Consider the following 21,867-nt stretch of genomic DNA (forward strand, 5'->3'; position numbering starts at 1 on the left):
AAGCTAGCCCTCAACCCCACTTCGGTCAACAGCGTTGATCAAATCGGGTAGGATCCAGCCATGTCGACATCAGCCGAACCGGCCGGCACACCACTCGCCGCCTCCAGAGCAGAGCGCCGCAGGCGCGGAGAGCAGGCGGTGCTGTCCGCCGCCCGGGAACTCTTCCGCCGGGACGGCTACGACGCGACCACCGTGCGCGCCATCGCCACACGGGCGGGCGTCGACGCGTCACTGGTGATGCGCTGGTTCACGTCCAAGGAGTCGCTGTTCACCCGCGCGGTCATCGAGCAGTTCCAACTGCGCGGCGTCCAGTGGCAGGACGAGGGCGGCACGGGCGGCGACACGGGCGAGGGACTCGGGGAGCGGATGCTGCTCGACTTCCTTCACGCCCTGGAGGACACCGGCGGCAGCGCGCTCCACGTCGTCCGCGCGATGCTCACCCACGAACAGGCGTGGTCCACGCTGCGGGCCGCCTTCCTCGCCGACCCGGACCGCGACCCCATGGTGGTCGCGATCCCGGGCGAGGAAGCCCAGTTGAAGGCGGCCCTGCTCGGCTCGATCGTCCTCGGCATCGGCATCGGCCGCCACGTCCTTCGCTTCCCGCCCCTGGAGGAAGCCTCCCCCGAACACATCGCGACCGTCATCGCCCCCGCCCTCCACGAACTCCTCGCCCCGCCACGGCGGCCGGAGGGCGACACGGAAGGCTGAGCATCACCTGCCACGGACCAGCCGATTCGAGTGACGCCCGCGTCGGCGCCGCGGCGGTGGAGGCCGGCGACTCACGCGCCGCTGATCCAGCGCTCCCCGATGGCTGGGAGACAACTGGCCGGCGTGGCCGTCGAGTAGCGGTCTGAGAGGGCACCGTTCGGGCCACCGACGCACGTCACGTCGTCACCGAGTGCTCTGACCGGTTACGGCGGCCGGGTTGTGTCGTACCCGCGTTCTATGGTGTCGGAGTGTCTCGTTGTCGTGATCGGACCGGCGTTCGGGTGGTGCATCGCACCGCCCGGATCGGTCCGTGTCCGACCCGAGCGCAGGTCCAGCGAGGTCCGGGGCGCAGCGAGCGCTCCGCAGCAGGCAACTCAGGGAGGTAGGCACATGAGAGCACTCCTCACGTCGTCCGGGATCAAGAACAGCAGCATCCACGACGCGCTGGTCGACCTGCTGGGCAAATCGATCGCCGAGTCCAACGCCCTGTTCGTCCCCACCGCCATCTACCCCTTCCCTGGCGGGCCCGGCATGGCGTGGCGGGCGATCTCTGGTGAGGGTCCATCGCCGTTGTGTGGATTGGGTTGGAAATCGTTGGGGATCCTGGAGCTGACGGCGCTGTCGAGCATCGAAGAGGCTGCTTGGGTGCCAACGGTCCAGGCCGCCGACGCACTGCTGGTATGGGGCGGCGACCCCCTGTTCCTCGCCAACTGGATGCGGCGCTCCGGTTTGACCGGCCTACTGCCGACGCTGCGCTCCGAGGCGGTCTACGTGGGGGTGAGCGCCGGGAGCATGGCTGTTGCCTCCACCTTTGTCGAGACCTACCGCGAACCGCCCCGCGGGAACGATGGACCGTTGAGGTCGGAAGACATCGTCTTCGCCACGCCTCAGGGCGACGTCGACAGAATCCTGGTCACGGGACAGGGAGCAGGACTCGTCGACTTCGCGGTGATCCCGCACCTGGAGCACCCGGACCACCCCGACGCCTCCTTGGCCAACGCGGAGAGGTGGGCGGCACGGATTCCCGCGCCGACGTATGCGATCGACGACGAGACCGCCATCAAGGTGGTCGACGGCACCGCCCAGGTCGTCTCCGAGGGGCAGTGGAAACTGTTCCAGCCCTGACGGCACCGGGTAGTTCCTGAAGGGAACGTCGGTCGGGTCGTTTCCCGGCCGGGGACGGGCCCAGCCGGCCTGGTCACTGGCCGCCGCGCTGGTGAACGGGCTGCGACGGACCGAGTGCGGGAACCCCATCGGGGTGAGGTCCAGGTCTGCCGCCCTGGCTGTCCTGACCCGCGTGCTTCTTGCTGCATGCCGACGCCAGCTGACTCTTGGACACGGGGCCGAGGTGGTGCGCGGTCGGCTGGTGTGCCACTGGGCGGGTTGAGAGGCGAAGTGGTGAGAGCACAACCGGGAGTCAGCGACCGGGTCCGTCGTGGTCCTGCGGGGTGTCGGGTGGTGGTGTGCGGGTGTCGCGGGGTTCGGGGTGGGGCTTGTCCTCGGGCGGGTGGCCGGCTTCGATGGCTCGTCCGCGTTCCAGTTCGACGTTGAACTCCAGGCCCAGCAGGATCGCGACGTTGGAGACCCAGAGCCAGAGGAGGAAGAGGATCACGGCGCCGATGCTGCCGTAGGTGCTGTTGAGGCTGTTGAAGTTGGCGACGTAGAGGGCGAACGCGCCGGACGCGGTGACCCAGAGCGCGACGGCGACCAGGCTTCCGGGGAGGATCCAGCGCAGCTTGGGCGCTTCGGCGCTGGGAGCGGCCCAGTAGAGCAGGGTGACCATCGCGATGACGATGATGACGAGGACGGGCCATTTGGCGATGTCCCACACCTGTACGGCGTTCTCGCTGACTCCGAGGATCTTCCCCGTCCGGGTGGCCAGTGCGCCGGTGAAGACGACACCGGTGGCGGTCAGGGCGAGGAGCGCGATGATGACGACGGTCAGGGCGAGGCGCGTGGGCAGGGTCTTCCAGAGTGGCCGGCCCTCAGCGGTGTCGTGGACCCGGTTGGCGGCGCGCATGAACGCCGCGACGTAGCCGGAGGCGGACCACAGGGCCAGGACGATCCCGATGGCCAGTGCGAAACCCGCCCTGCCCTGGTCGGTCTGGAGTTGCTGCACCACGGTGGTGAGGAGCTGGCGGACGGATCCGGGGCCGAGGTCGCGGAGGCGGTCGAGCAGCGGCTTGGTGGCGGAGCTGCCGGCCAGTCCCAGGATCGACACCAGCGCGAGCAGGGCGGGGAAGATCGCCAGCAGCCCGTAGTAGGTGAGCGCGGCCGCCGCGTCGCTGAGGCTGTCGGCCTTGAACTGCTTGGTGGTGCGTTTCAGGACGCCCCACCACGACTTCTTGGACAGGTCGGTCGGGCTCTCGGTGGGCCCGGCTCCGTTGGTGGCGGGCCCGGCCCCGTCGGCCGTGCTGGTGTGCCGGTGTTCGTTCTCGTGTCGTGACATGGGTGCCAACCCGGCGTGTCGGGTGTCTGTTTCGGGGTCTCAGTCCTTGACCACCTGGTAGATGCCGTAGATGACTCCGGGCACATGGCCGCAGAGCTGGAGGAGGAAGGCCCAGAGCACCTTCATGCTCGGCCCGTCCTTGATCAGTACCGCCAGGAACGGCAGGACCAGGCACAACAGCACCAGAAGGACCTTGCCCATGATCACCCCTCGTTCCGAAGGTGCGGTGGCCGACGGCACGGTGACCCGCCTCCTCATCGTCTCACCGTCGGCCGCCCGGCGGGCAGTCGGCCGGACCGCATCGGAGGCATCGTCTCCGTCCGCGCTGCATGTCCGCCCGCGTGTCACCGTCGAGAGCGCCGGTTCCGTGCCGGGCATACGGCCAGGTACACGGCGGCGGCGATGAGCAGGAGGACGGCGATGGCGGTCAGGTGGAGCAGTCCATGGACGACGATGCCGATGATGCGAGCACGATCGCCACGATGACGACCAGCAGGAAGAGAACCATCACGAACCTCCGTCTCGCCCCGTTCCACACAGCGTGCCCGGCATGCTCTCGATCATGACTTCGCCTCGGTTTCTCGGGCGGGCACGGACCGTTCCGTGCCCGCCCGTGCCGCGTTACTTCCGCAGGACGACAGGTCCTCCGTTGGCCTGCACCTCGCCGTCCGGCAGCTGTTCGACCAGCAGCCCGCGGGCCGGCTGCTGGACGAGCAGTGGCGTGGTGGCCGCCGGAGGCTTTTCCAGCGACACCGGGACGGGCGGTCCGGCGGCAGCCGCGGCTTTCTCGCGGGCCAGGAAGGAGCCGAGTTCGCCGATGGTGCTCATCAGCGGGGCGGGGAAGACGACGGTGGTGTTCTTGTCCACACCGATCTCCACCAGGCTCTGCAGATTCCTCAGTTGCAGGGCCAGCGGGTGGGCCATCATGGTGTCCGAGGCCTCGCCCAGTGCCGCCGCGGCCAGCGACTCGCCCTGCGCATTGATGATCTTGGCTCTCTTCTCCCGCTCCGCCTCGGCCTGGCGGGCCATCGCCCGCTTCATGCTCTCGGGCAGCTGGATGTCCTTCAGCTCCACCAGCGTCACCTGGACGCCCCACTCGACTGTGGTCACGTCCAGGATCTCGCGGATGTCGAGGTTGATGGTGTCGGTCTCGGACAGCGTCTCGTCCAGCGTGTGCTGCCCGACCACCTTGCGCAGCGTGGTCTGGGCGATCTGGTCGATGGCGGAGTAGACGTTCTCGATCGCGACGACCGACTTGACCGCGTCGACCACCCGGAAGTAGGCGACCGCCGAGACGTCGACGCTGACGTTGTCGCGGGTGATGATGCCCTGGGACTGGATGGGCATTGTCACGATCCGCAGCGACACCCGGTGCAGGACGTCGACGATCGGGACGATCAGGGTGAAGCCGGGTTTCTTCGGGCCGCGCACCCGGCCCAGCCGGAACAGCACGCCCTGCTCGTACTGCTTGACGATCCTCACGGAGAGCAGGAGGCCCACCAGGACCAGCAGGACGACGATGACGACGGCGACGATCAGGATCTTCATGGCGTGCCTCTGTTCAGTTGTCGGGAGAGTGCGTCCGGCCCCGGCGACAGGGACCACTCGGCCCGGGACGCGGGGCCGCCTGTTCGGCCGGGATCGGCCCGCCGGCCGCTGCGAGGCGGCACGCAGCACGTGGGAGGCTCCGTCTCGGCAGGGTATCTGCGTGGCCCCCGGCGAGGAGGGCGACCGGCCGACGCAGCGGACCGCCCCGCCGGAGCGGGCCGGGCCTCGGTCGCCGACGCCGCTGCGGGGGGCTCTTCGCCGGCCCTGCCGAGGGGGGAGGGCGGGCGCGCCACAGGGGCCGGGCCGTCGGCGCGGGTGGGCGACTGCATGGGCATGGTGAGCCTCGCATGATGAGGTCACCGGATGGGCCCGGTTGTGAGCTGGTCGCTCCCGAGGCCGACGCGAGGTGGGCCTTCGTCTCCGGACTGGCTGCTGACTCAACCACCTCCGACGGTACTCTCCGATCTCCGGCCACGCGGCGCGCACGGAGCACGCCGCTCGTTCGAGTACGGCCGGGCGGACAATGGGCGGCAGGGGGCGCGGTTCGGTCTGTCCGACCCTCAGTGCGGTCGGTCGGTTGTCGGTGAGGCTGAGGAGATCCACCATGGCGGAGTCGGCCCCGGGAGCGTCGGAGTCCAGCGACACCCCGGTGTCGGGTGCCGCTCCTGGCCGGAGCCCGGCCGACGACGCGGACCTGCGGGAGAGCCTGGCCGGCCTGTCGAGGTTGGCCAGCGGGCGCTTGGACCTGCCGGCCCTGCTGGTCCACGTCGCCGACTTCGCGGCGCACGCGATCCCCGGCGCGGACGGAGTGGGCCTGACCCTCGTGGAGGACGGCCGGGCCGACACGATCGTGTCCAGCGCGGCCTTCGTTCGAACCGTCGATGCGATCCAGTACCGGATCGGTGAGGGGCCGTGCATCACCGCTGCGGCCGAACGACGCACCGTCCGCTCGGCCTCGCTGGGCAAGGACCCGTCGTGGCCGCGCTTCGGACCGCGGGTCGGCCGGCTGGGCGTGCACAGCGTGCTCTCGCTGCCGCTGCTGACCGACGACCGGGTCCTGGGCGCGATGAACGTCTACGCCCACGCCGAGGACGTCTTCGACGCCTGGGCCGTGGAACTCGGCGAGCTGTTCGCCGTGCCGGCCGCGATCTCCGTACAGAACGCCCAGGCCCTCGCCCGGACAACACGATTGGCCGCACAGCTGCAGTCCGCGCTGACCCACCGCTCGGCGATCGACCAGGCCCTGGGCGTCCTGATGAGCCGCAGCGGCTGCACCCCCGCCGAGGCCTTCGACAAGCTCCGCGCGATGAGCCAGGCACAGAACCGGAAGGCGTCCGCAGTGGCCCAACAGCTGCTCGACGAGGCGGTGGCCCGCGCCCGGGCACGCCGCAGTCCCGGCTGAGGACATCGAGAGGCACCGTGGAGGCGTCGAAGGGTGGTGACCCGAGTCAGCCGTCCTCTGCCGGGCGGGGAACGCTGCTGGTGGTGCCGACCCAGGTCCAGTCCCGGATTTCCGGCAGGTCCGTTCCGTGCCGGTCGATGTACAGCTTGTGCTCGACCAGCCTGTCGCGCATCCGCTGCTTCACGTAGTCGCCCCGTGCACCGAGTCGGGGCAGCCGGTCGATGACGTCCTGGACGAGGTGGAAGCGGTCCAGGCGGTTCTGCACCCGCATGTCGAAGGCGGTGGTGATGGTGCCCTCCTCGTTGTATCCGCGCACGTGCAGGTTTCGGTTGGTGCGGCGGTAGGTGAGCCGGTGGATCAGCGAGGGGTAGCCGTGGAAGGCGAAGACGATGTGCCTGTCCCTGGTGAAGAGCGAGTCGTAGTCCCGGTCACTGAGCCCGTGCGGGTGCACCGTGTCGGGCTCCAGCTTCATCAGGTCGACGACGTTGACCACCCGCACCCTCACCTCGGGCAGGTGCTCGCGCAGGATGGACACCGCGGCCAGGACCTCCAGGGTGGGGGTGTCGCCGCAGCAGGCCAGCACGACGTCCGGCTCCCCGCCCTCGTCGTTGCTCGCCCACGGCCAGATGCCCACACCCTGGGTGCAGTGCACGACGGCGTCCTCCATGGACAGCCACTGCGGCATCGCGCGCTTGCCCGCCACCACGACGTTCACGTAGTGCCGGCTGCGCAGGCAGTGGTCCATCACGGACAGCAGGCAGTTGGCGTCCGGCGGGAGGTAGATCCGCACCACGTCGGCCTTCTTGTTGGCGACGTGGTCCAGGAAGCCGGGGTCCTGGTGGGTGAAGCCGTTGTGGTCCTGCTGCCATACGTGGGACGCGAGGAGGTAGTTGAGGGAGGCGATGTCGCGGCGCCAGGGCAGCTGCTTGGTGACCTTCAACCACTTGGCGTGCTGGTTGAACATCGAGTCGACGATGTGGATGAACGCCTCGTAGCAGTTGAACAGCCCGTGCCGTCCGGTGAGCAGGTAGCCCTCCAGCCAGCCCTCGCACTGGTGCTCGCTGAGCATCGAGTCCAGCACCCGGCCCGAAGGGGCGAGGAACTCGTCGCCCTCCATGGTGCGGGCGTCCCACTGGCGGTCGGTCTCCTCGAAGACCGCGCCCAGCATGTTGGAGAGCGTCTCGTCGGGGCCGAAGATCCGGAAGTTGCGGCGCTCCCCGTTGACGGCGACCACGTCTCTCAGGAACCGTCCCAGAACGAGGGTGTCCTTGCCGCTGACCTCTCCGGGCGCGCGGACGTCCACGGCGTGGACTCGGAAGTCCGGCATCCGCAGGTCCCGCAGCAGCATCCCGCCGTTGGCATGCGGGTTCGCGCCCATCCGCCGCTCGCCCACCGGAGCGAGGCCGGCCAGCTCCGGCAGGAAGCGGCCGTTGTCGTCGAACAGCTCCTGCGCCCGGTAGCTCCGCATCCAGTGCTCCAGCTGCCCGACGTGCTCGGGGTGGTCGGCGTCCACCAGCAGCGGTACCTGGTGCGAGCGGAACGTGCCCTCGACCTGCAGGCCGTCGACGGTCTTCGGCCCGGTCCAGCCCTTGGGCGAGCGCAGGACGATCACCGGCCAGCGCGGGCGGCCGGCGTCCGTGCAGGCGCGCGCGGTGTCCTGGATCTCCCGGATCTCCTCGACGGCCGTATCCATGGTCCGGGCCATGAGCTGGTGCATCGCCTCGGGTTCGTCGCCCGCCACGATGTGGGGCTCCCAGCCGCAGCCGCGCAGGAACTGCGTCAGCTCCTCCTCCTCGATGCGCGCCAGCACGGTGGGGTTGCTGATCTTGTAGCCGTTGAGGTGCAGGATCGGCAGCACCGCCCCGTCACCGACCGGGTCGAGGAACCTGGTGGACTGCCACGCTGTCGCCAGCGGCCCGGTCTCGGCCTCGCCGTCACCGATGACGCAGGCCGCGATCAGGCCGGGGTTGTCGAACACGGCGCCGAAGGAGTGGCTGAGCGAGTAGCCGAGTTCGCCGCCCTCGTGGATGGACCCGGGCGTGGTCGGCGCGACGTGGCTGGAGATCCCGCCGGGGAAGGAGAACTGGGTGAACAGCTTCCTCATCCCCGGCTCGTCCTGGCTGACGTCCGGATAGACCTCGCTGTACGTGCCCTCCAGGTAGGTGTGGCTCACCAGTGCCGGCCCGCCGTGGCCGGGCCCCGCGACGTAGACCATGTCCAGGTCGTACTTCTTGATGACCCGGTTCAGGTGCGTGTAGATGAAGTTCTGCCCCGGCGTGGTGCCCCAGTGGCCGACGACCAGCGGCTTCACATGCGACAGTTCCAGCGGTGTCTTCAGCAGCGGGTTGTCGTAGAGGTAGATCTGACCCACCGACAGGTAGTTGGCGGCCCGCCAGTAGGCGTCCATCCGGTGGAGCAGCTCCGGTGACAGCGCTGGTCCGGTCATGGCTCGGGGCTCCCGTCGGTCGGACGCGGCCGTGTCCCGCCGGTGCTGAGGTCGTGCGTACGGCTGGGGCCGGTGTTCGGCCGACCATCCGGCGACGAGCCACCCTCGCCCGGCTGCTGCCGGCGCGGACGGCTGCCCGGCTCGTGTGCGTGGGCGGTGGTGATGGTGGTGCCGGCGGCACCGGCGAGGATCGCGCTCGCATCGGGCAGCTGCCCGATGGCCGCCGGGTGGCCCGTGGCCGCCACGAAGTGCCGACAGGCCGCGATCTTGGGGCCCATCGACCCGGCGGGAAACTCCATGCCCGCCAGGTCGTCCAGGTCGAGGTGGCGCAGCGCGGTGGCCTGCGGGGTGCCGAAGTGTGCCATCACGGCGGGTACGTCGGTGAGGACGAGGAGCCGGTCGGCGTGGAGGGTGGTGGCGAGCAGGGCCGCGGTGGAGTCCTTGTCGACGACGGCTTCCACGCCGTGGAGCCGGCCGGAGCCGTCATCGGCGACCGGGGCTCCGCCGCCTCCGCCGCAGATGACGACCGAACCGGTATCCAGCAGGTGGGTGATCGAGTCCTGCTCGATGATCCGCTGCGGCTCGGGCGAGGGCACGACCCTGCGCCACCGGTCACCGTCCGCGGCGATGGTCCAGCCGTGCAGGTCGGCCAACTGTCGGGCGCGCCGGTGGTCGTAGACGGGGCCGACGAACTTCGTCGGCTCGGCGAACGCCGGGTCGCCCGGGTCGACGAGCGTCTGGGTGACGAGGCTGAGGACAGGCTTGGCCAGGCCGTCGTTGCCCAGGCACTGCGTGAGCCAGTAACCGATCATGCCCTGGGTCTGGGCGACGAGCGCATCCAACGGGTAGGGACGGGACAGCGCCGGGTCGCTCTCGCTTTCGAGGGAGAGCATGCCGATCTGCGGGCCGTTGCCGTGGCAGATCACCAGCTCGTGCCGGGCGGCCAGCGGACCGAGAGCCCGCGCGGCGGTGCGCACGTGCCCCAACTGGACGCGGGCATCAGGCCTCTCACCACGGCGAAGCAGCGCATTGCCACCGAGCGCGGCCACGATACGCATGTCAGGGCACCGTCACATACGCGCCCACGGCCTCGGGCGCACACCGGGCGTCCGTCACGGCGCCGCACCGCCGGCCCAGCGCGGGAGCGGTGTCGGTGACCAACTGTCGGGCTTGGCTACTCACGAGGCTCCTCCGCACGGCGTCCAGATTCCCGATGCCGTTGATGTCCGGTGCCGATCCCGGATGAGTGGGGCTGCCCGGTGGATCTGATCACGGCGCAGCCCGGGCGGCGAGCCGGCCGAGTCAACGCGAACGCGCCGACGGCCGCCTCCTGAGAAGTGACCGGCCAGCCGACTGGTCCGATGTACCCGGCTGTCCGACGTGACCACGGTGTCCGCCACTCACCGGGCCCTGCCCGGCTGCGAGCGGGGCCACTGCGAGTCGGCGTGATGGCGGAGGGCCCGGGGGGCGACGACCGACCCGCTGCTTCGACGCTACCCGCGGCTTGTGGGTGCTGTCCACGCCAGCGGTTGCGCCCACGCCCCCGGTGCGAAGGACGCCGCCGACAGGAACAGGGCCTTCGCCCGGGCCGGGAGCGCCGGATGCGGGAACGTTTCAGACACCGGTAACGCCGAGGGCCACCCCCACCCCGTAGGTGACGGCCATCGCCAGCCCTCCGCCGAGAACGTTGCGCAGGATGGCCCGCCCGGGGGGCGCCCCTCCGAGGCGGGCGCTGACAGCCCCGGTGGCCCAGAGGGCCGCGAGGACGGCAGCAGCCGTGACCGGGACCCGGGACGACACCGGCAGCAGCAGGATGACCAGCAGAGGCAGCAGCGAGCCGGCGGTGAAGGACACGAAGCTCGCTCCTGCCGCCTGCCAGGCGCTCGTCAAGGCGTCCGGATCGAGCTTCAGCTCCGCGTCCGCGTGCGCGGCCAGCGGGTCTCTCTCGGTCAGCTGCTCGGCCACATCCCGCGCCAGTGCCGGAGGCAGCCCCTTGGCTTCGTAGAGACCGGTCAACTCGTCCAGTTCCGCCTCCGGCGCCTCCGCCAGTTCACCCTGCTCCACCAGCAGCGCGGCCCGTTCGGAGTCCCGCTGGCTGCTGACCGAAACGTACTCGCCCACCGCCATCGACATCGATCCCGCCAGCAGCCCGGCCAGCCCGGCCGTCAGCAGCGCGATGTGGGAGGTGGTCGCACCGGCCACACCGATCACGAGGCCCGCCGTGGAGACGACCCCGTCGTTGGCTCCGAGCACCCCGGCCCGCAGCCAGTTCAGACGGCGTCCCAGGGCACGACCGTGCGGCTCGTCCTGCTTGCCGGCCTGTCCTGCCACCGTCGGTACCTCCTCCCGCGCCGGCGGCACCGGCCGACCCGGGCGCGGCCTCGACGCGAGCCGGCACCGCGCCGTCGGCGGAACGGTCCCACCGGGCTCCGGGATCGCCCGCCCCGTGTGCGGAGAACCCTCGCGAACCCCGTCTGCTCCACTCTGGTCCCGCAGCGACGCGTCGGCCACCAGAGGCCGCGCCGAGGAGGCGTCCCGGTGAGCGCCGAGCCAGGCACCGGAGGGAAGAAGCGATCGACCCATGCGACCCTGGAGAAACGTAGCGCGCCCGGGTCTGTTCGGACTCCGTGCCCTCGCCGGGCGTGGCACGTGCCCAGAGGCGGCGATCCGTATGACACAGCACCACTCCCCCGCATCCTGTCGGCGTGCCGTCGCATGCCGAGAACGGTGACGGGCGGGACCGGGGACCACCCGCGATGAGCGCCGCGGCTCCCGTGCGGTCGGCCGGGCCCGCGGACGGGGTGGCAGCCTCGGCGGCACTGCTTGGGGAACAGGTTCTGCGCGGGCTCGACGTCAATGCCGAGGCGGGGTTGAGCTCCGGTGAAGCGGCCAGGCGCCGGGCCCGGTTCGGGCCCAATGCGGTCTCCTCGCACCGGGCCCGGTTCTTCCCCGTGCTGTGGCACCAGTTGCGCTCGCCACTGCTCGGGTTGCTGTTGGGCGCCGCCGTGGCATCGTTCCTGGTCGGCGAGCGCAGTGACGCCGTGATCATCGGGGTGATCGTGGCGGTGTCCGTGGGGCTGGGCTTCGTCAACGAGTACCGGGCCGAGAAGGCCGCCGAGGCGCTGCACTCGCAGATCCGCCACACGACGGTGGCGGTGCGCGACGGACGGGCGGTGTCGGTGGATGTCACCGCGCTGGTTCCCGGCGATCTGGTCGAGCTGCACCTGGGCGACATCGTCCCGGCCGACCTGCGGCTGCTGGAGGTCACGGGACTGGAGTGCGACGAGTCGCTCCTGACCGGCGAGTCGCTGCCCGTGGACAAGGGCACCGCCGCCGTCCCGGCCGGGACACCGCTGGCCGAGCTGTCCGGCTGCGCCCTGATGGGCACGGTGGTGCGCACCGGCGGCGCCCGGGGGGTCGTGGTGTCCACCGGGGCCCGCACCGAGTTCGGCAAGATCGCCGCCGGGCTCGGCACCCACCAGCTCGACACCGAGTTCCAGGTCGGCCTGCGCCGCTTCTCCCTGCTGCTGGTCTACGTCGCGGGCGCGCTGACCACCTCGATCTTCGTGATCAACGTGGCGCTGCACAAACCGATCATCGATGCCCTGCTGTTCTCGCTGGCCATCGCGGTCGGCATCACCCCGCAGCTGCTGCCCGCCGTCGTCTCCACCAGCCTGGCCGCGGGCTCGCGGCGGATGAGCCGCCGCAAGGTCCTGGTCAAACGGCTTGTCTGCATCGAGGACCTCGGCGACGTCGACGTCCTGTTCACCGACAAGACCGGCACCCTCACCCTCGGCCGGATCGACTACATGCGCGCCGTGCCCGTCGGCGCCGACGGTCCCGACACGGTGCTGCGATGGGGGCTGCTGTGCACCGAGAACGCGGCGCGGGACGAGCAGGACGTGGGCGGGAACCCGCTCGACCAGGCCCTGTGGCGCTCGCCCGCCGCCGCGGGCGAGCGGGCCGCGCTGGCGGGCTACACCTCGCTCGCGGTGCTCCCCTTCGACCACGAGCGCCGCATGGTCTCCGTCCTCGTGCGGGACACGGCCGGCGTATCGACCCTGGTCACCAAGGGTGCTCCGGAAAGCATCCTGGAACGCTGCGCCGACGTGCCCGCCGCAGCCCGTGACGCGCTGGCGGCGGAGTTCGCCGCCGGCAACCGGGTGATCGCGGTCGCCACCCGGCCCGGCGTCGCCGGATCGGGGCAGATCCGGCCGGCGGACGAGAACGGTCTTCAGCTGGCCGGGCTGCTCGTCTTCCTCGACCCGCCCAAACCGGACGCGGCCGCCGCACTCAGCAGGCTGGCCGCGCTAGGCATCTCCGTGAAGGTCGTCACCGGCGACAACGCCGCAGTCGCCGCCAAGGTCTGCCACGACCTCGGACTGGGTGGGGGCGAGGCCATGACCGGCGCCGAGGTGGACGCCCTGGACGACACCCGGCTGGCCGAGGCGATCACGAGCACCACCGTCTTCGCCCGGGTCAGCCCCGAAGCCAAGGCCCGCATCGTGCACGCCCAGCGGCGCAGCGGCGGTGGGGTCTCGTTCCTCGGCGACGGCGTCAACGACGCCCTGGCCCTGCACGCGGCCGACGTGGGCATCTCCGTCGAATCGGCCACCGACGTCGCCAAGGACGCCGCGGACGTGATCCTGCTGGAGAAGGACCTGGACGTGTTGGCCGACGGCGTGGCCGAAGGCCGGCGGATCTTCGCCAACACCATCAAGTACGTGCTGATGGGCACCTCCAGCAACTTCGGCAACATGTTCAGTGCGGCCAGCGCCTCGCTGTTCCTGTCGTTTCTGCCGATGCTGCCCTCGCAGATCCTGCTGAACAACCTGCTCTACGACACCAGCCAACTGGCCATCCCCACCGACAACGTGGACGAGGAACAGCTGCACAAGCCCTCGCACTGGGACATCGCCTTCATCCGGCGCTTCATGATCTGCTTCGGCCCGCTCAGCTCGGTCTTCGACTTCATCACCTTCGGCGTCATGCTCTGGGTCTTCCATTCCGGCCCGGCGCAGTTCCGCTCGGGCTGGTTCGTGGAGTCGCTGGCCACCCAGACCCTGGTGATCTTCGCGATCCGCACCCGGCGCATCCCGTTCTTCCGCAGTCACCCCAGCCTGCCACTGACGCTGTCGGCCCTCGGCGTCGTCACCGTCGGCACCCTGCTGCCCGCCACGCCACTGGCCGACACCCTCGGCTTCCAGCCGCTACCAGGGGCGTTCTTCGCCACCCTGGTCGGCATGATCATCGCCTACCTCGTCCTGATCGAGGTCGGCAAACGCCTCTTCTACGGCGCAGCCGCCAGCACCGTCCCGGCCCCGCCGCGCTACGGCGCCCTGCGCCACCTGCGGCGGCGCGCCGCGTACTTCAGCACCGCGGCCCGCCAGCGCGCGGCCGCGTCCGGCACGCCACGACCCGCTTCCCCGCGCAACGTCGCGCAGCGCTTCGCGCCGTCCTCGCCGCCGGCGGGCAGTCGGCCGCCGGGACGGCCGCAGTAGGACTGCCGGCCCTCGGAGTCGAGGATCGACGAGCACGCGTGGAGCCGCTCGATGACGACCTTCTTCGTCACAGGCGAGTTGCCACCCGGCCGGGTCCGCGGAACGCTCCAGCACCCTGCCCGACCAGCAGGGTCGCTCACCTGGCGAGCCGCGAATCGATGCCCTCGGGCGCGCATGGGGGCAGCCGCCGCTCCCCGGTGAGGGGAGGGCCCGTCTCCGCCCCTCACCCGCCGCACCCGCCGCACCCGCCGCACCCGCCCCTGCGGCTGCCTCGCCCCACTCCCACTCCCACGCCCCAGCTCTTATGACAACAGCATTGACGTGTAAGGGCGCCACCGGTTTCATGTCTCGCACCCCTCCCCCACACGAGCAAGGCGGTGATCCGTTGACACCGACGGTGAAGGCCACGGGCAACGCTCCGAGACCGGACGCGAGCAGCCCCCACGTCACCATGCACAAGTCCATCGGCCTGCTGGACGGGGCGACGATCGCCGCCTCCAGTACGGCGGCCACCAGCAGCATCGGCATCGGCCTGGGCCTGATGGCCGGAGTCGTCGGCCTGCACCTGCCCGCGATCATGCTGCTGGCCTTCCTGCCCGTGCTCGCCATCGCGGGCGGGTACGGGCGACTGAACGCCGTCGAGCCGGACGCCGGCAGCAGCTATCGCTGGGTGGGCCGAATACTCAACCCCTGGCTGGGCTTCCTCACCGGCTGGGTGAACACCGTCGGCACCGTGGTCTTCATGGCCTACACCACCACGGTCACCGGGTCCTCCATCATCCAGCTCCTCGACCTGGCCCACGTGCGCAGCGTCGCGGGCCTCCGCCTCGACGCCGACTCGACCGTCCAGTGCACCCTGCTCGGCCTGGTGGTCCTGGTCGGCGCGGCGCTGGTGGCGGTGCGCGGCCTGGACCTGGCCGCCCGGCTGCAGAAGGCGCTGCTGGTGTTCGAGTACGCGGTGCTGCTCGGCTTCTGCGGCTACGGGCTGTTCGCCGGCGACCAGCCGTTCTCGCTGCAGTGGTTCAACCCGTTCGACATCCCGTCCTTCGACGCGCTCGCCCAGGGCATGGTGCTGGCGGTGTTCTGCTACTGGGGCTTCGAGTCGGTGTTCAGCGTCGGCGAGGAGGTGCGCAGCCCCCGGGACGCCTCGCGGGGCGGCATGCTCGCCCTGGTGGTGATGCTGCTGCTCTTCCTGCTCGCCGGCACGGCCTTCCAACGGGTGCTGCCGATCGACGAGTTGGCCGACAACGGCGCGCACGGGCTCGCCTACTTCGGCACGACGCTCGCCCACCAGCCGCTGGCCGCCCTGCCGTTGATCGCGCTCATGTTCTCCGCGGTGGCCTCCCTGCAGTCGTCCGTGATCCCGACAGCGCGCGGAATGTACGCGATGGGGCGCGACGGCGTGCTCGGCCCGGTCTGGACCCGGCTGCACCCGAAGCACACGACGCCCGCCGTCGGCACGCTCCTGATCACCGGCATCGCGATGGCCCTCGCGCTGGCCTCGATCGCCATCCCCACCGTCAACGACCTGATCTCCGCCTCCGTCAACGCGATCGGCATCATCGTCGCGCTGTACTACGCGCTGACGGCCGTCGCGGCGGCCGTCCGGTTCCGGCACCTGCTGCGCAGCGACCCGCTGGAGGGACTGCGCGCGGTGGTCGGCCCGCTGCTGGGCGCGGCCGCGCTGCTCGCCGTCGGCGGCTATCTCGCCTGGTCGTTCTACGACTCCGCCGACCACTTCGAACTGGCCGCCGACAACGGGTGGTTCGAGCTGACCGTGACGGTGATGATGATCGTCACCGGACTGCCTGCGGCCGCCTGGGCCCGCTGGCGGCGGCGTTCGCCCTACTTCCTACCCGACACCGACTGACAGCCCGTGGAAGCCACGAGAGAACGGAGCACCCCCATGCCCGAGGCCGATCTGGTCTTCACCCGCGGCCCGGTCCACACCGGTGACGCCGCCCGCACCCGGGCGACCAGCCTGGCCGTGACCGGCGAGCGGATCACCGCCGTCGGCCACGACGAGGTCCGGGAGCTGATCGGGCCGGGGACGGAGGTCGTGGACCTCACCGGCAAGCTGCTGCTGCCCGGATTCCAGGACGCTCACGTCCACGCGGTCTTCGGCGGCACCGAGTTGGCGGTCTGCGACCTCACCGGCACGGTCGGCGTCGCCGACTACCTGGAGCGGATCCGCGCGTACGCCGACGCCAACCCCGGCCAGGCGTGGATCACCGGCAGCGGCTGGTCGATGGAGAGCTTCGAGGGCGGGCTGCCGACCCGGCAGCTGCTGGACTCCGTCGTCCCGGACCGCCCGGTGTACCTGACCAACCGCGACCACCACGGCGCCTGGGCCAACACCCGGGCCCTGGAGCTCGCCGGCCTCACCCGGGACACCCCCGATCCGGCGGACGGCCGGATCGAGCGCGAGCCGGACGGCACCCCGGGCGGCACGCTCCAGGAGGGCGCCACCGGCCTGGTCGCCCGGCTGATCCCGCCCTCCACCGCCGCCGACCGGCTGGACGGGCTGCTGCGCGCCCAGCGGCTGCTGCACTCGCTCGGCATCACCGGCTGGCAGGACGCGCTGCTCGGCGAGTTCAACGGCCAGCCGGATCCGTCCGACGCCTACCTGGCCGCCGCGCGCTCCGGCGCGCTGACCGCCCGGGTGACCGGCGCGCTCTGGTGGGACCGCGACCGAGGGGCCGAGCAGATCCCCGAACTGGTCGGGCGGCGTGCAGGGTTGAGCCACGGGCGGTTCCGGGCCGGCTCGGTGAAGATCATGCAGGACGGCATCGCCGAGAACTTCACCGCCGCTATGACCAGCCCGTACCTGGACGGCTGCGGCTGCGCCACCGCCAACTCCGGCCTCAGCTTCGTCGACCCGGCCGCGCTGCGCGGGTACGTCACCGAGCTGGACGCGCTCGGCTTCCAGGTGCACTTCCACGCCCTCGGCGACCGGGCCGTCCGCGAGGCGCTGGACGCGGTCGAGGCGGCCCGCGCCGCCAACGGGCGACGCGACACCCGCCACCACCTCGCCCACCTCCAGGTGGTTCACCCGGATGACCTCGACCGCTTCGCCCGGCTCGGCGCGATCGCCAACATCCAGCCGCTCTGGGCCGCGCACGAGCCTCAGATGGACGAGCTGACGATCCCGTTCCTCGGCCCGGAGCGCGCCGCCTGGCAGTACCCCTTCGGCGCCCTCCAGCGCGCGGGCGCCACCCTGGCGGCCGGCAGCGACTGGCCGGTGAGCAGCCCGGACCCGCTCGCCGGCATCCACGTGGCCGTCAACCGGAGCGAGCCGGGGGCCACCGACGGCCGGGTCTTCCTCCCCGAGCAGCGCCTCGACCTGGCCTCCGCCCTCGCCGCGTACACGGCCGGAACCGCCCACGTCAACGGCCATGACGACGCCGGCACCCTCACGACGGGCCACCTCGCCGACCTCGTCGTCCTGGACCGCGACCTCTTCACCGCCCCCGCCGAGGAGATCGCCGACGCCCGCGTCCTGCGCACCTACGTCGGCGGCCGGCTCGTCCACGCGGCGGACTGAGCCGCCCGGGGGTGAGTCGGTGCCCCGGCGGTCTCAGGGCACTGCCAGGATCCCCCGCACGAAGTGATGAAACGTACCCAGGAACGCGTAGGCCCGAGGGCTGCGTCGGCACCGTGACGGTCGCCGACGCGGCCAGGAGCGATCGGCCCGGTTCCGAGGGCCGCTTCGGATCCGGCAGCGCTCAGTCCGTCGCCCGCACTCAGCCCGTGGCCGGGAGGCGGGCCTCGGCGGCGTCGAGGAGGAGGTCGAGGGCGTAGGGATAGCCGCTGCGGCGCATGTCGCTGGTGAGGAGGCGGGCGGTGGCGGCGATGTGCGGGTACGTGGTGGCGTCGAGCCGGGCGTAGGAGGCCTGCCAGACCTCCAGGTCGGCGGCCTGGGCAGCGGCGGGCAGGGCGAGGGCGGCGGCGTCGAGCGCGGCGAAGCCGAGGCTCTGGTCGACGAAGGCGTGGTAGATCCGGACGGCCTCACGGTCGGGGAAGCCCGCCCCGCGCAGGACGCCGAGGATGGCCTCGACGGCGGCGATCTCGTAGGTTCGGCCGGTGGTGCGGTGGGCGGCGAGCAGCGCGGCCTGGGGGTGGGCCTGGTAGGCGGCGTGGATTCGCAGGCCGATGGCACGCAGGTCGGCGCGCCAGTCACCAGTGGCCTGCCAACCGTGCTGGGCGCGGCCGATGAGCTCGTCGGCGACGGCGAGCAGCAGGTCGTCGGTGCTGCGGAAGTAGCGGTAGACAGCGCTCGGATCGGCGCCGAGCGCGGTACCGAGCCGCCGTACGGTGAGCGCGTCGGCGCCGTGCTGCTCGATGAGCCGCAACGCGGTGTCGACGATCAGTTCCCTCGACAGGATGACGCCTTGCTTGGTGGGCCGCCGACGCTGCCGCCGGGGCTCGGGGACTACCCGTTCGCTCATGCCTGGCAGCGTAGGTCAACAGGCTTGACTTAGGCCAGGGAAGGCCCGCATTTCCGCCCGGTCCGGCGCGAGCACGCCGACTGCGTCCTGGCCGCCGCCCTCCGGTTGCCCCGGCACCCCCGACTGAGCTGCTCCGGCCTTCTTGGAGTCCCTGATGTCTGGGTTTGTTACGATCCAGGCGCAAGGAGAACCACGAGCAGTGCCAGCACCACGCAAGTACCCCGATGAACTCCGTGAACGCGCCGTGCGCGAGGTCCGCTCGACCGGCCGCCCCGTCGCCCATGTGGCTCGCGATCTCGGCATCCACAAGGAGGCCTTGCGGTCCTGGGTCCCGCCGGTGATGGCGGAGCGACGGGGGTCGCGGGCGGCCACGGGTACGTCATCGTCACCTGGTAGTCCCCGACGAGCTGAGTGTCCGAGTCCTCCCAGACTCTGATGCTCGGCTCTGTCACAACCGGACCACTGGCGGTCCGCTGTACCCGGAGCAAATGCGCGCTCCTGAGATCGGAGCCTCGGATGCCGAGTACTTCCTTGGACCAAGCCGTTGCTGATGTCCAGTGAGGCTGCGCGCTGGACTCGGTGAATCAGACCCCGACCACGGACCCGGCCCTTCGCATGCCACGGGCGAGGTAGGCGCTGTCGACGGGGGCGGGATCGGGCAGATCGCCCACTGTCGCCAGCAGGTTGGCTCGGCCGTAGGTCCGGCTCTGCGTCATGAAGGAGGAAACCTGGGCGAGTTGGGTGGCTGCCAGGACCTCCACCGGGATTGGCGCGTGCAGGGCTGGAACTGTCTCCACGGCCAGGCCCGGATAGGCGAGTTCGAACGCACGCAGGAAGACACTCATGGAAGTGTTCTGCGGGTGGGTGACGTGCACGGTGCGCAGGCCCGTCGGCCGGTGGGCCGCGACGCGCACCATGGCGTGTGCGGCGTAGTCGACTTGGAGCATGTTGAGGGAGTCCTCGGGGTTGCTCCGGATTCGGACACGCAGTGCGCCGTCGCCGCCCGGCCGTGCCTGGGCGTCGGCGCCCAGGCTCACGTCGATCAGGCGAGCGAGGATCCCCAGGGTCTGGTTCGGCAGCCCATCGGGGATCACCTGGTCCAGTACGAGAAGGCTCGGACGCATGATGGTGACCGAGCGGCCGGTGTGTGCGGCCCACCTGCGGACCAGGCGCTCACCGTTGAATTTGCTTTCCTCGTAGTAGGTCTGGAAGCCTGCCTCCTCGCTCAGGTCGTCCTCCAGGATGTGGCCACTGCTCCGCCGCCCGGCCACGTAGGCAGTGCTGGTGTGGAACAAGTGCGCCTGGGGGGCCTGGTCTGCCAGCTCCAGCAGGCCACGGGTCCCGAGGATGTTGGTCCTGAACAGCGGAGCCGGATCACCCACGAGGGCGAGCAGGCCCGCGCAGTGCCAGATCGAGGTGAGCCCGTCGGCTGCCGCAGCGATCTCGCGGCGGCCGAGCCCCAAACTGGGCTTGGTGAGGTCGCCCTCGACGTAGCGCAGGCGGCCCAGGGAGCCGGCGGGCGGTGGATCGGGTTCCGCCGCAAGAACCGCCGCCTCGACGCGTTGACGCAGTGTCAGGGTATCCGCGCGTCCCAGGATCGTGATCACTGCCCCGTTCCCCTCGTCGAGCAACCGCCGCAGGACGCGGCATCCCAGGAATCCGGTGGCACCGGTGAACAGGATGGACAAGGATGGCTCCCAGGGTTCAGAACCGCCGCTGTCGGGACGGGCTGAGCGTGTTGCGGCGACGCCACCCTACGGCCCAGTGGTCTCCGCGAGTACGATCCGCTGCCTCCGCTACCTCCGTTTCGGCCGAGACCAGACGGGGCCGCTGCCCGAACCCGCAGTCAGGTCATGGTCGTTCGCCCACATCCTGACCTTGCGAGATCGACATGGTCTTCACTCGAACGAGCTTGCTCCGGCAACGCGGGCGCGGTGCGCACTCCGATGTGGTCGCGCGTCACACCCACGCCCCATCCGTGACTTTGTGCTGTCGATCAAATACCGTGAGTGCTTCGCCCGCATGAGGGCGACCGACTGGAGAACTCGCCACCCCAGGCATGGATGAGAAGGGCTCACATGCATCGGGACCGGGAACGCGCAGACCGGCAGGCCGTCGCCATCGTCGGGGCGGCCTGCCGCCTGCCGGGGGGCATCAACGGCCTGGACGAACTGTGGAATGCGCTGGAACAGGGCCGGGACCTGATCGGGTCGGTGCCTGAGGACCGCTTCGAGACCAGCCGCTTCGTCGACCCCTCGATGCCGCGCGTCGGCAAGAGCTACACGGCGGTCGGCGGTTTCCTCGACGATGTCGCCGGCTTCGACGCCGCCTACTTCGGCGTCTCACCCAAGGAGGCGGCACAGGTCGATCCGCAGCACCGGCTGCTGATGGAACTGGCGGCCGAGGCCCTGGACGACGCCGCCGTGGCCCCCGAGACGCTGGCCGGATCGGACACCGCCGTCTACGTCGGCATCTCCGACATGTCGTACGGCACTTTGCAGTTGTTGTCGCCGCGCACGGTCAACGCCTACACGATGTCGGGCAGTGCCAGCTCCATCGCTGCCAACCGCCTCTCCTACACTTTCGATCTGCGTGGTCCGAGCATGGCGGTGGACACCGCTTGCTCGTCCTCGCTGGTCGCCCTCGACCAGGCATGCCGGAGTCTGTGGTCGGGCACCAGCCGGGTGGCGCTGTGCGGAGGGGTGAATGTGCTGCTCTCCCCTTTCCACTACGTCGGGTTCTCACAGGCGTCCATGCTGTCGGCCCGTGGCAGGTGCGCTTCGTTCTCGGCCCAGGCCGACGGTTTTGTGCGCGCTGAGGGCGGCGTGGTGGTGCTTCTCAAGCGGCTGGACGATGCGCTGGCCGACGGGGACCGCCTGCACGGCGTCATCCTTGGCAGTGCCACCAACTGCGACGGCAGGACGATGGGTCTGGCCCTGCCCAATCCCCAGGCCCAGGAGGAGTTGCTGCGTCGGATCTACGCCGAGGCGGGCGTCGACCCCGACGAGTTGGTGTACTTCGAGGCGCACGGCACCGGCACCCCGGTCGGGGACCCGCTGGAGGCCCGGGCCATCGGCCGCGCCCTGGGGATCCGGCGCATCACCGGCGACCTCGGCATCGGCTCGGTCAAGAGCAACCTGGGACACCTGGAGCCCGCATCCGGACTGGCGGGCCTGTGCAAGGCGCTGCTGGTGCTCAAACACCGGGCTGTGCCCGCCACGCTGCACTGCGAGCAGCCGCATCCCGACGTGGACTTCGCGGGGCTAGGCCCAATGCCGGTGACTTTAGGTTGCTCCTGGCTGGGTGATGGTGACTGTCGCCGGTTCTGGTTGCGGCCAGTTGCGGTGTTGGGAGCGTTTGAGGGG

At 70.7% G+C, this 21,867-nt stretch carries 16 protein-coding genes; 8 read left to right on the top strand and 8 right to left on the bottom strand.

The annotated features are described in order from the left end of the window. Positions 1-60 precede the first annotated feature (60 nt). Both AC07AL_RS27270 and AC07AL_RS27275 read left to right on the top strand, forming a co-directional pair. Positions 61-708 carry a TetR/AcrR family transcriptional regulator gene (locus AC07AL_RS27270; protein WP_400989133.1) on the top strand — a complete coding sequence of 216 codons (648 nt, stop codon included), beginning with the start codon at positions 61-63 and terminating at the stop codon, positions 706-708. 390 nt (positions 709-1,098) lie between these two features. Then, complete coding sequence (locus AC07AL_RS27275) at positions 1,099-1,833, top strand: Type 1 glutamine amidotransferase-like domain-containing protein (protein ID WP_363581195.1); 735 nt, start codon at positions 1,099-1,101, stop codon at positions 1,831-1,833. Positions 1,834-2,125: 292 nt separating this feature from the next. On the opposite strand, the gene AC07AL_RS27280 is transcribed toward AC07AL_RS27275, so the two are convergent. The 3 genes from AC07AL_RS27280 to AC07AL_RS27290 form a co-directional block, all read right to left on the bottom strand. Beyond that, a complete protein-coding gene (locus AC07AL_RS27280) occupies positions 2,126-3,157 on the bottom strand; it encodes a YihY/virulence factor BrkB family protein (RefSeq protein WP_363581193.1) in 1,032 nt (343 codons plus the stop codon). 39 nt (positions 3,158-3,196) lie between these two features. Beyond that, complete coding sequence (locus AC07AL_RS27285) at positions 3,197-3,358, bottom strand: YqaE/Pmp3 family membrane protein (protein WP_363581191.1); 162 nt, start codon at positions 3,356-3,358, stop codon at positions 3,197-3,199. Between the two features lie 420 nt (positions 3,359-3,778). Then, positions 3,779-4,705: a slipin family protein gene (locus tag AC07AL_RS27290; RefSeq protein WP_363581189.1), complete on the bottom strand. Its 927-nt coding sequence runs from the start codon at positions 4,703-4,705 to the stop codon at positions 3,779-3,781. 604 nt (positions 4,706-5,309) lie between these two features. Here AC07AL_RS27290 and AC07AL_RS27295 point away from each other — a divergent pair. Then, positions 5,310-6,107: a GAF and ANTAR domain-containing protein gene (locus tag AC07AL_RS27295; protein ID WP_363581187.1), complete on the top strand. Its 798-nt coding sequence runs from the start codon at positions 5,310-5,312 to the stop codon at positions 6,105-6,107. 46 nt (positions 6,108-6,153) lie between these two features. On the opposite strand, the gene AC07AL_RS27300 is transcribed toward AC07AL_RS27295, so the two are convergent. From AC07AL_RS27300 to AC07AL_RS27310, 3 genes are all read right to left on the bottom strand, one after another. Beyond that, on the bottom strand, positions 6,154-8,553 hold the full coding sequence (locus AC07AL_RS27300) for a phosphoketolase family protein (protein WP_478318512.1): 2,400 nt from the start codon (positions 8,551-8,553) through the stop codon (positions 6,154-6,156). Continuing rightward, complete coding sequence (locus AC07AL_RS27305; protein ID WP_363581183.1) at positions 8,550-9,611, bottom strand: carbamate kinase; 1,062 nt, start codon at positions 9,609-9,611, stop codon at positions 8,550-8,552. Before AC07AL_RS27305 ends, AC07AL_RS27300 begins: the two co-directional genes overlap by 4 nt. Positions 9,612-10,167: 556 nt before the next feature. Continuing rightward, positions 10,168-10,884, bottom strand: a complete 717-nt coding sequence (locus AC07AL_RS27310; protein WP_363581181.1) for a VIT1/CCC1 transporter family protein — start codon at positions 10,882-10,884, stop codon at positions 10,168-10,170. A gap of 539 nt (positions 10,885-11,423) precedes the next feature. On the opposite strand from AC07AL_RS27310, the gene mgtA reads away from it, so the two are divergent. From mgtA to AC07AL_RS27325, 3 genes are all read left to right on the top strand, one after another. Then, positions 11,424-14,054 (top strand): magnesium-translocating P-type ATPase, encoded by a 2,631-nt coding sequence (mgtA, locus tag AC07AL_RS27315; protein ID WP_478318514.1) that lies wholly within the window; start codon positions 11,424-11,426, stop codon positions 14,052-14,054. A 451-nt stretch (positions 14,055-14,505) separates the two neighbouring features. Beyond that, positions 14,506-15,924 carry an APC family permease gene (locus AC07AL_RS27320; protein WP_363581308.1) on the top strand — a complete coding sequence of 473 codons (1,419 nt, stop codon included), beginning with the start codon at positions 14,506-14,508 and terminating at the stop codon, positions 15,922-15,924. 36 nt (positions 15,925-15,960) lie between these two features. After that, positions 15,961-17,598: an amidohydrolase gene (locus tag AC07AL_RS27325; RefSeq protein ID WP_363630815.1), complete on the top strand. Its 1,638-nt coding sequence runs from the start codon at positions 15,961-15,963 to the stop codon at positions 17,596-17,598. Positions 17,599-17,797: 199 nt separating this feature from the next. On the opposite strand, the gene AC07AL_RS27330 is transcribed toward AC07AL_RS27325, so the two are convergent. After that, complete coding sequence (locus AC07AL_RS27330; RefSeq protein WP_363581175.1) at positions 17,798-18,502, bottom strand: TetR/AcrR family transcriptional regulator; 705 nt, start codon at positions 18,500-18,502, stop codon at positions 17,798-17,800. A 154-nt stretch (positions 18,503-18,656) separates the two neighbouring features. On the opposite strand from AC07AL_RS27330, the gene AC07AL_RS27335 reads away from it, so the two are divergent. After that, positions 18,657-18,938, top strand: coding sequence for a transposase (locus AC07AL_RS27335; protein WP_363581173.1), 282 nt, complete (start codon positions 18,657-18,659; stop codon positions 18,936-18,938). A gap of 148 nt (positions 18,939-19,086) precedes the next feature. Here the strand turns inward: AC07AL_RS27335 and AC07AL_RS27340 are convergent, their stop codons facing one another. Continuing rightward, positions 19,087-20,190 (bottom strand): SDR family oxidoreductase, encoded by a 1,104-nt coding sequence (locus AC07AL_RS27340; protein ID WP_478318517.1) that lies wholly within the window; start codon positions 20,188-20,190, stop codon positions 19,087-19,089. A 390-nt stretch (positions 20,191-20,580) separates the two neighbouring features. Here AC07AL_RS27340 and AC07AL_RS27345 point away from each other — a divergent pair. Continuing rightward, positions 20,581-21,867: beta-ketoacyl [acyl carrier protein] synthase domain-containing protein (locus AC07AL_RS27345; protein WP_478318518.1), on the top strand; the 1,287-nt coding region annotated here is incomplete at its 3' end.

The sequence above is a fragment of the Kitasatospora sp. NPDC043949 genome, from assembly GCF_056435365.1.

What these genes read in the sequence shown, in the direction of transcription:
- AC07AL_RS27270 (WP_400989133.1), top strand. Translation starts at nt 61, where the DNA reads ATGTCGACATCAGCCGAACCGGCCGGCACACCACTCGCCGCCTCCAGA.
- AC07AL_RS27275 (WP_363581195.1), top strand. Translation starts at nt 1,099, where the DNA reads ATGAGAGCACTCCTCACGTCGTCCGGGATCAAGAACAGCAGCATCCAC.
- AC07AL_RS27280 (WP_363581193.1), bottom strand. Translation starts at nt 3,157, where the DNA reads ATGTCACGACACGAGAACGAACACCGGCACACCAGCACGGCCGACGGG.
- AC07AL_RS27285 (WP_363581191.1), bottom strand. Translation starts at nt 3,358, where the DNA reads ATGGGCAAGGTCCTTCTGGTGCTGTTGTGCCTGGTCCTGCCGTTCCTG.
- AC07AL_RS27290 (WP_363581189.1), bottom strand. Translation starts at nt 4,705, where the DNA reads ATGAAGATCCTGATCGTCGCCGTCGTCATCGTCGTCCTGCTGGTCCTG.
- AC07AL_RS27295 (WP_363581187.1), top strand. Translation starts at nt 5,310, where the DNA reads ATGGCGGAGTCGGCCCCGGGAGCGTCGGAGTCCAGCGACACCCCGGTG.
- AC07AL_RS27300 (WP_478318512.1), bottom strand. Translation starts at nt 8,553, where the DNA reads ATGACCGGACCAGCGCTGTCACCGGAGCTGCTCCACCGGATGGACGCC.
- AC07AL_RS27305 (WP_363581183.1), bottom strand. Translation starts at nt 9,611, where the DNA reads ATGCGTATCGTGGCCGCGCTCGGTGGCAATGCGCTGCTTCGCCGTGGT.
- AC07AL_RS27320 (WP_363581308.1), top strand. Translation starts at nt 14,506, where the DNA reads ATGCACAAGTCCATCGGCCTGCTGGACGGGGCGACGATCGCCGCCTCC.
- AC07AL_RS27325 (WP_363630815.1), top strand. Translation starts at nt 15,961, where the DNA reads ATGCCCGAGGCCGATCTGGTCTTCACCCGCGGCCCGGTCCACACCGGT.
- AC07AL_RS27330 (WP_363581175.1), bottom strand. Translation starts at nt 18,502, where the DNA reads ATGAGCGAACGGGTAGTCCCCGAGCCCCGGCGGCAGCGTCGGCGGCCC.
- AC07AL_RS27335 (WP_363581173.1), top strand. Translation starts at nt 18,657, where the DNA reads ATGTCTGGGTTTGTTACGATCCAGGCGCAAGGAGAACCACGAGCAGTG.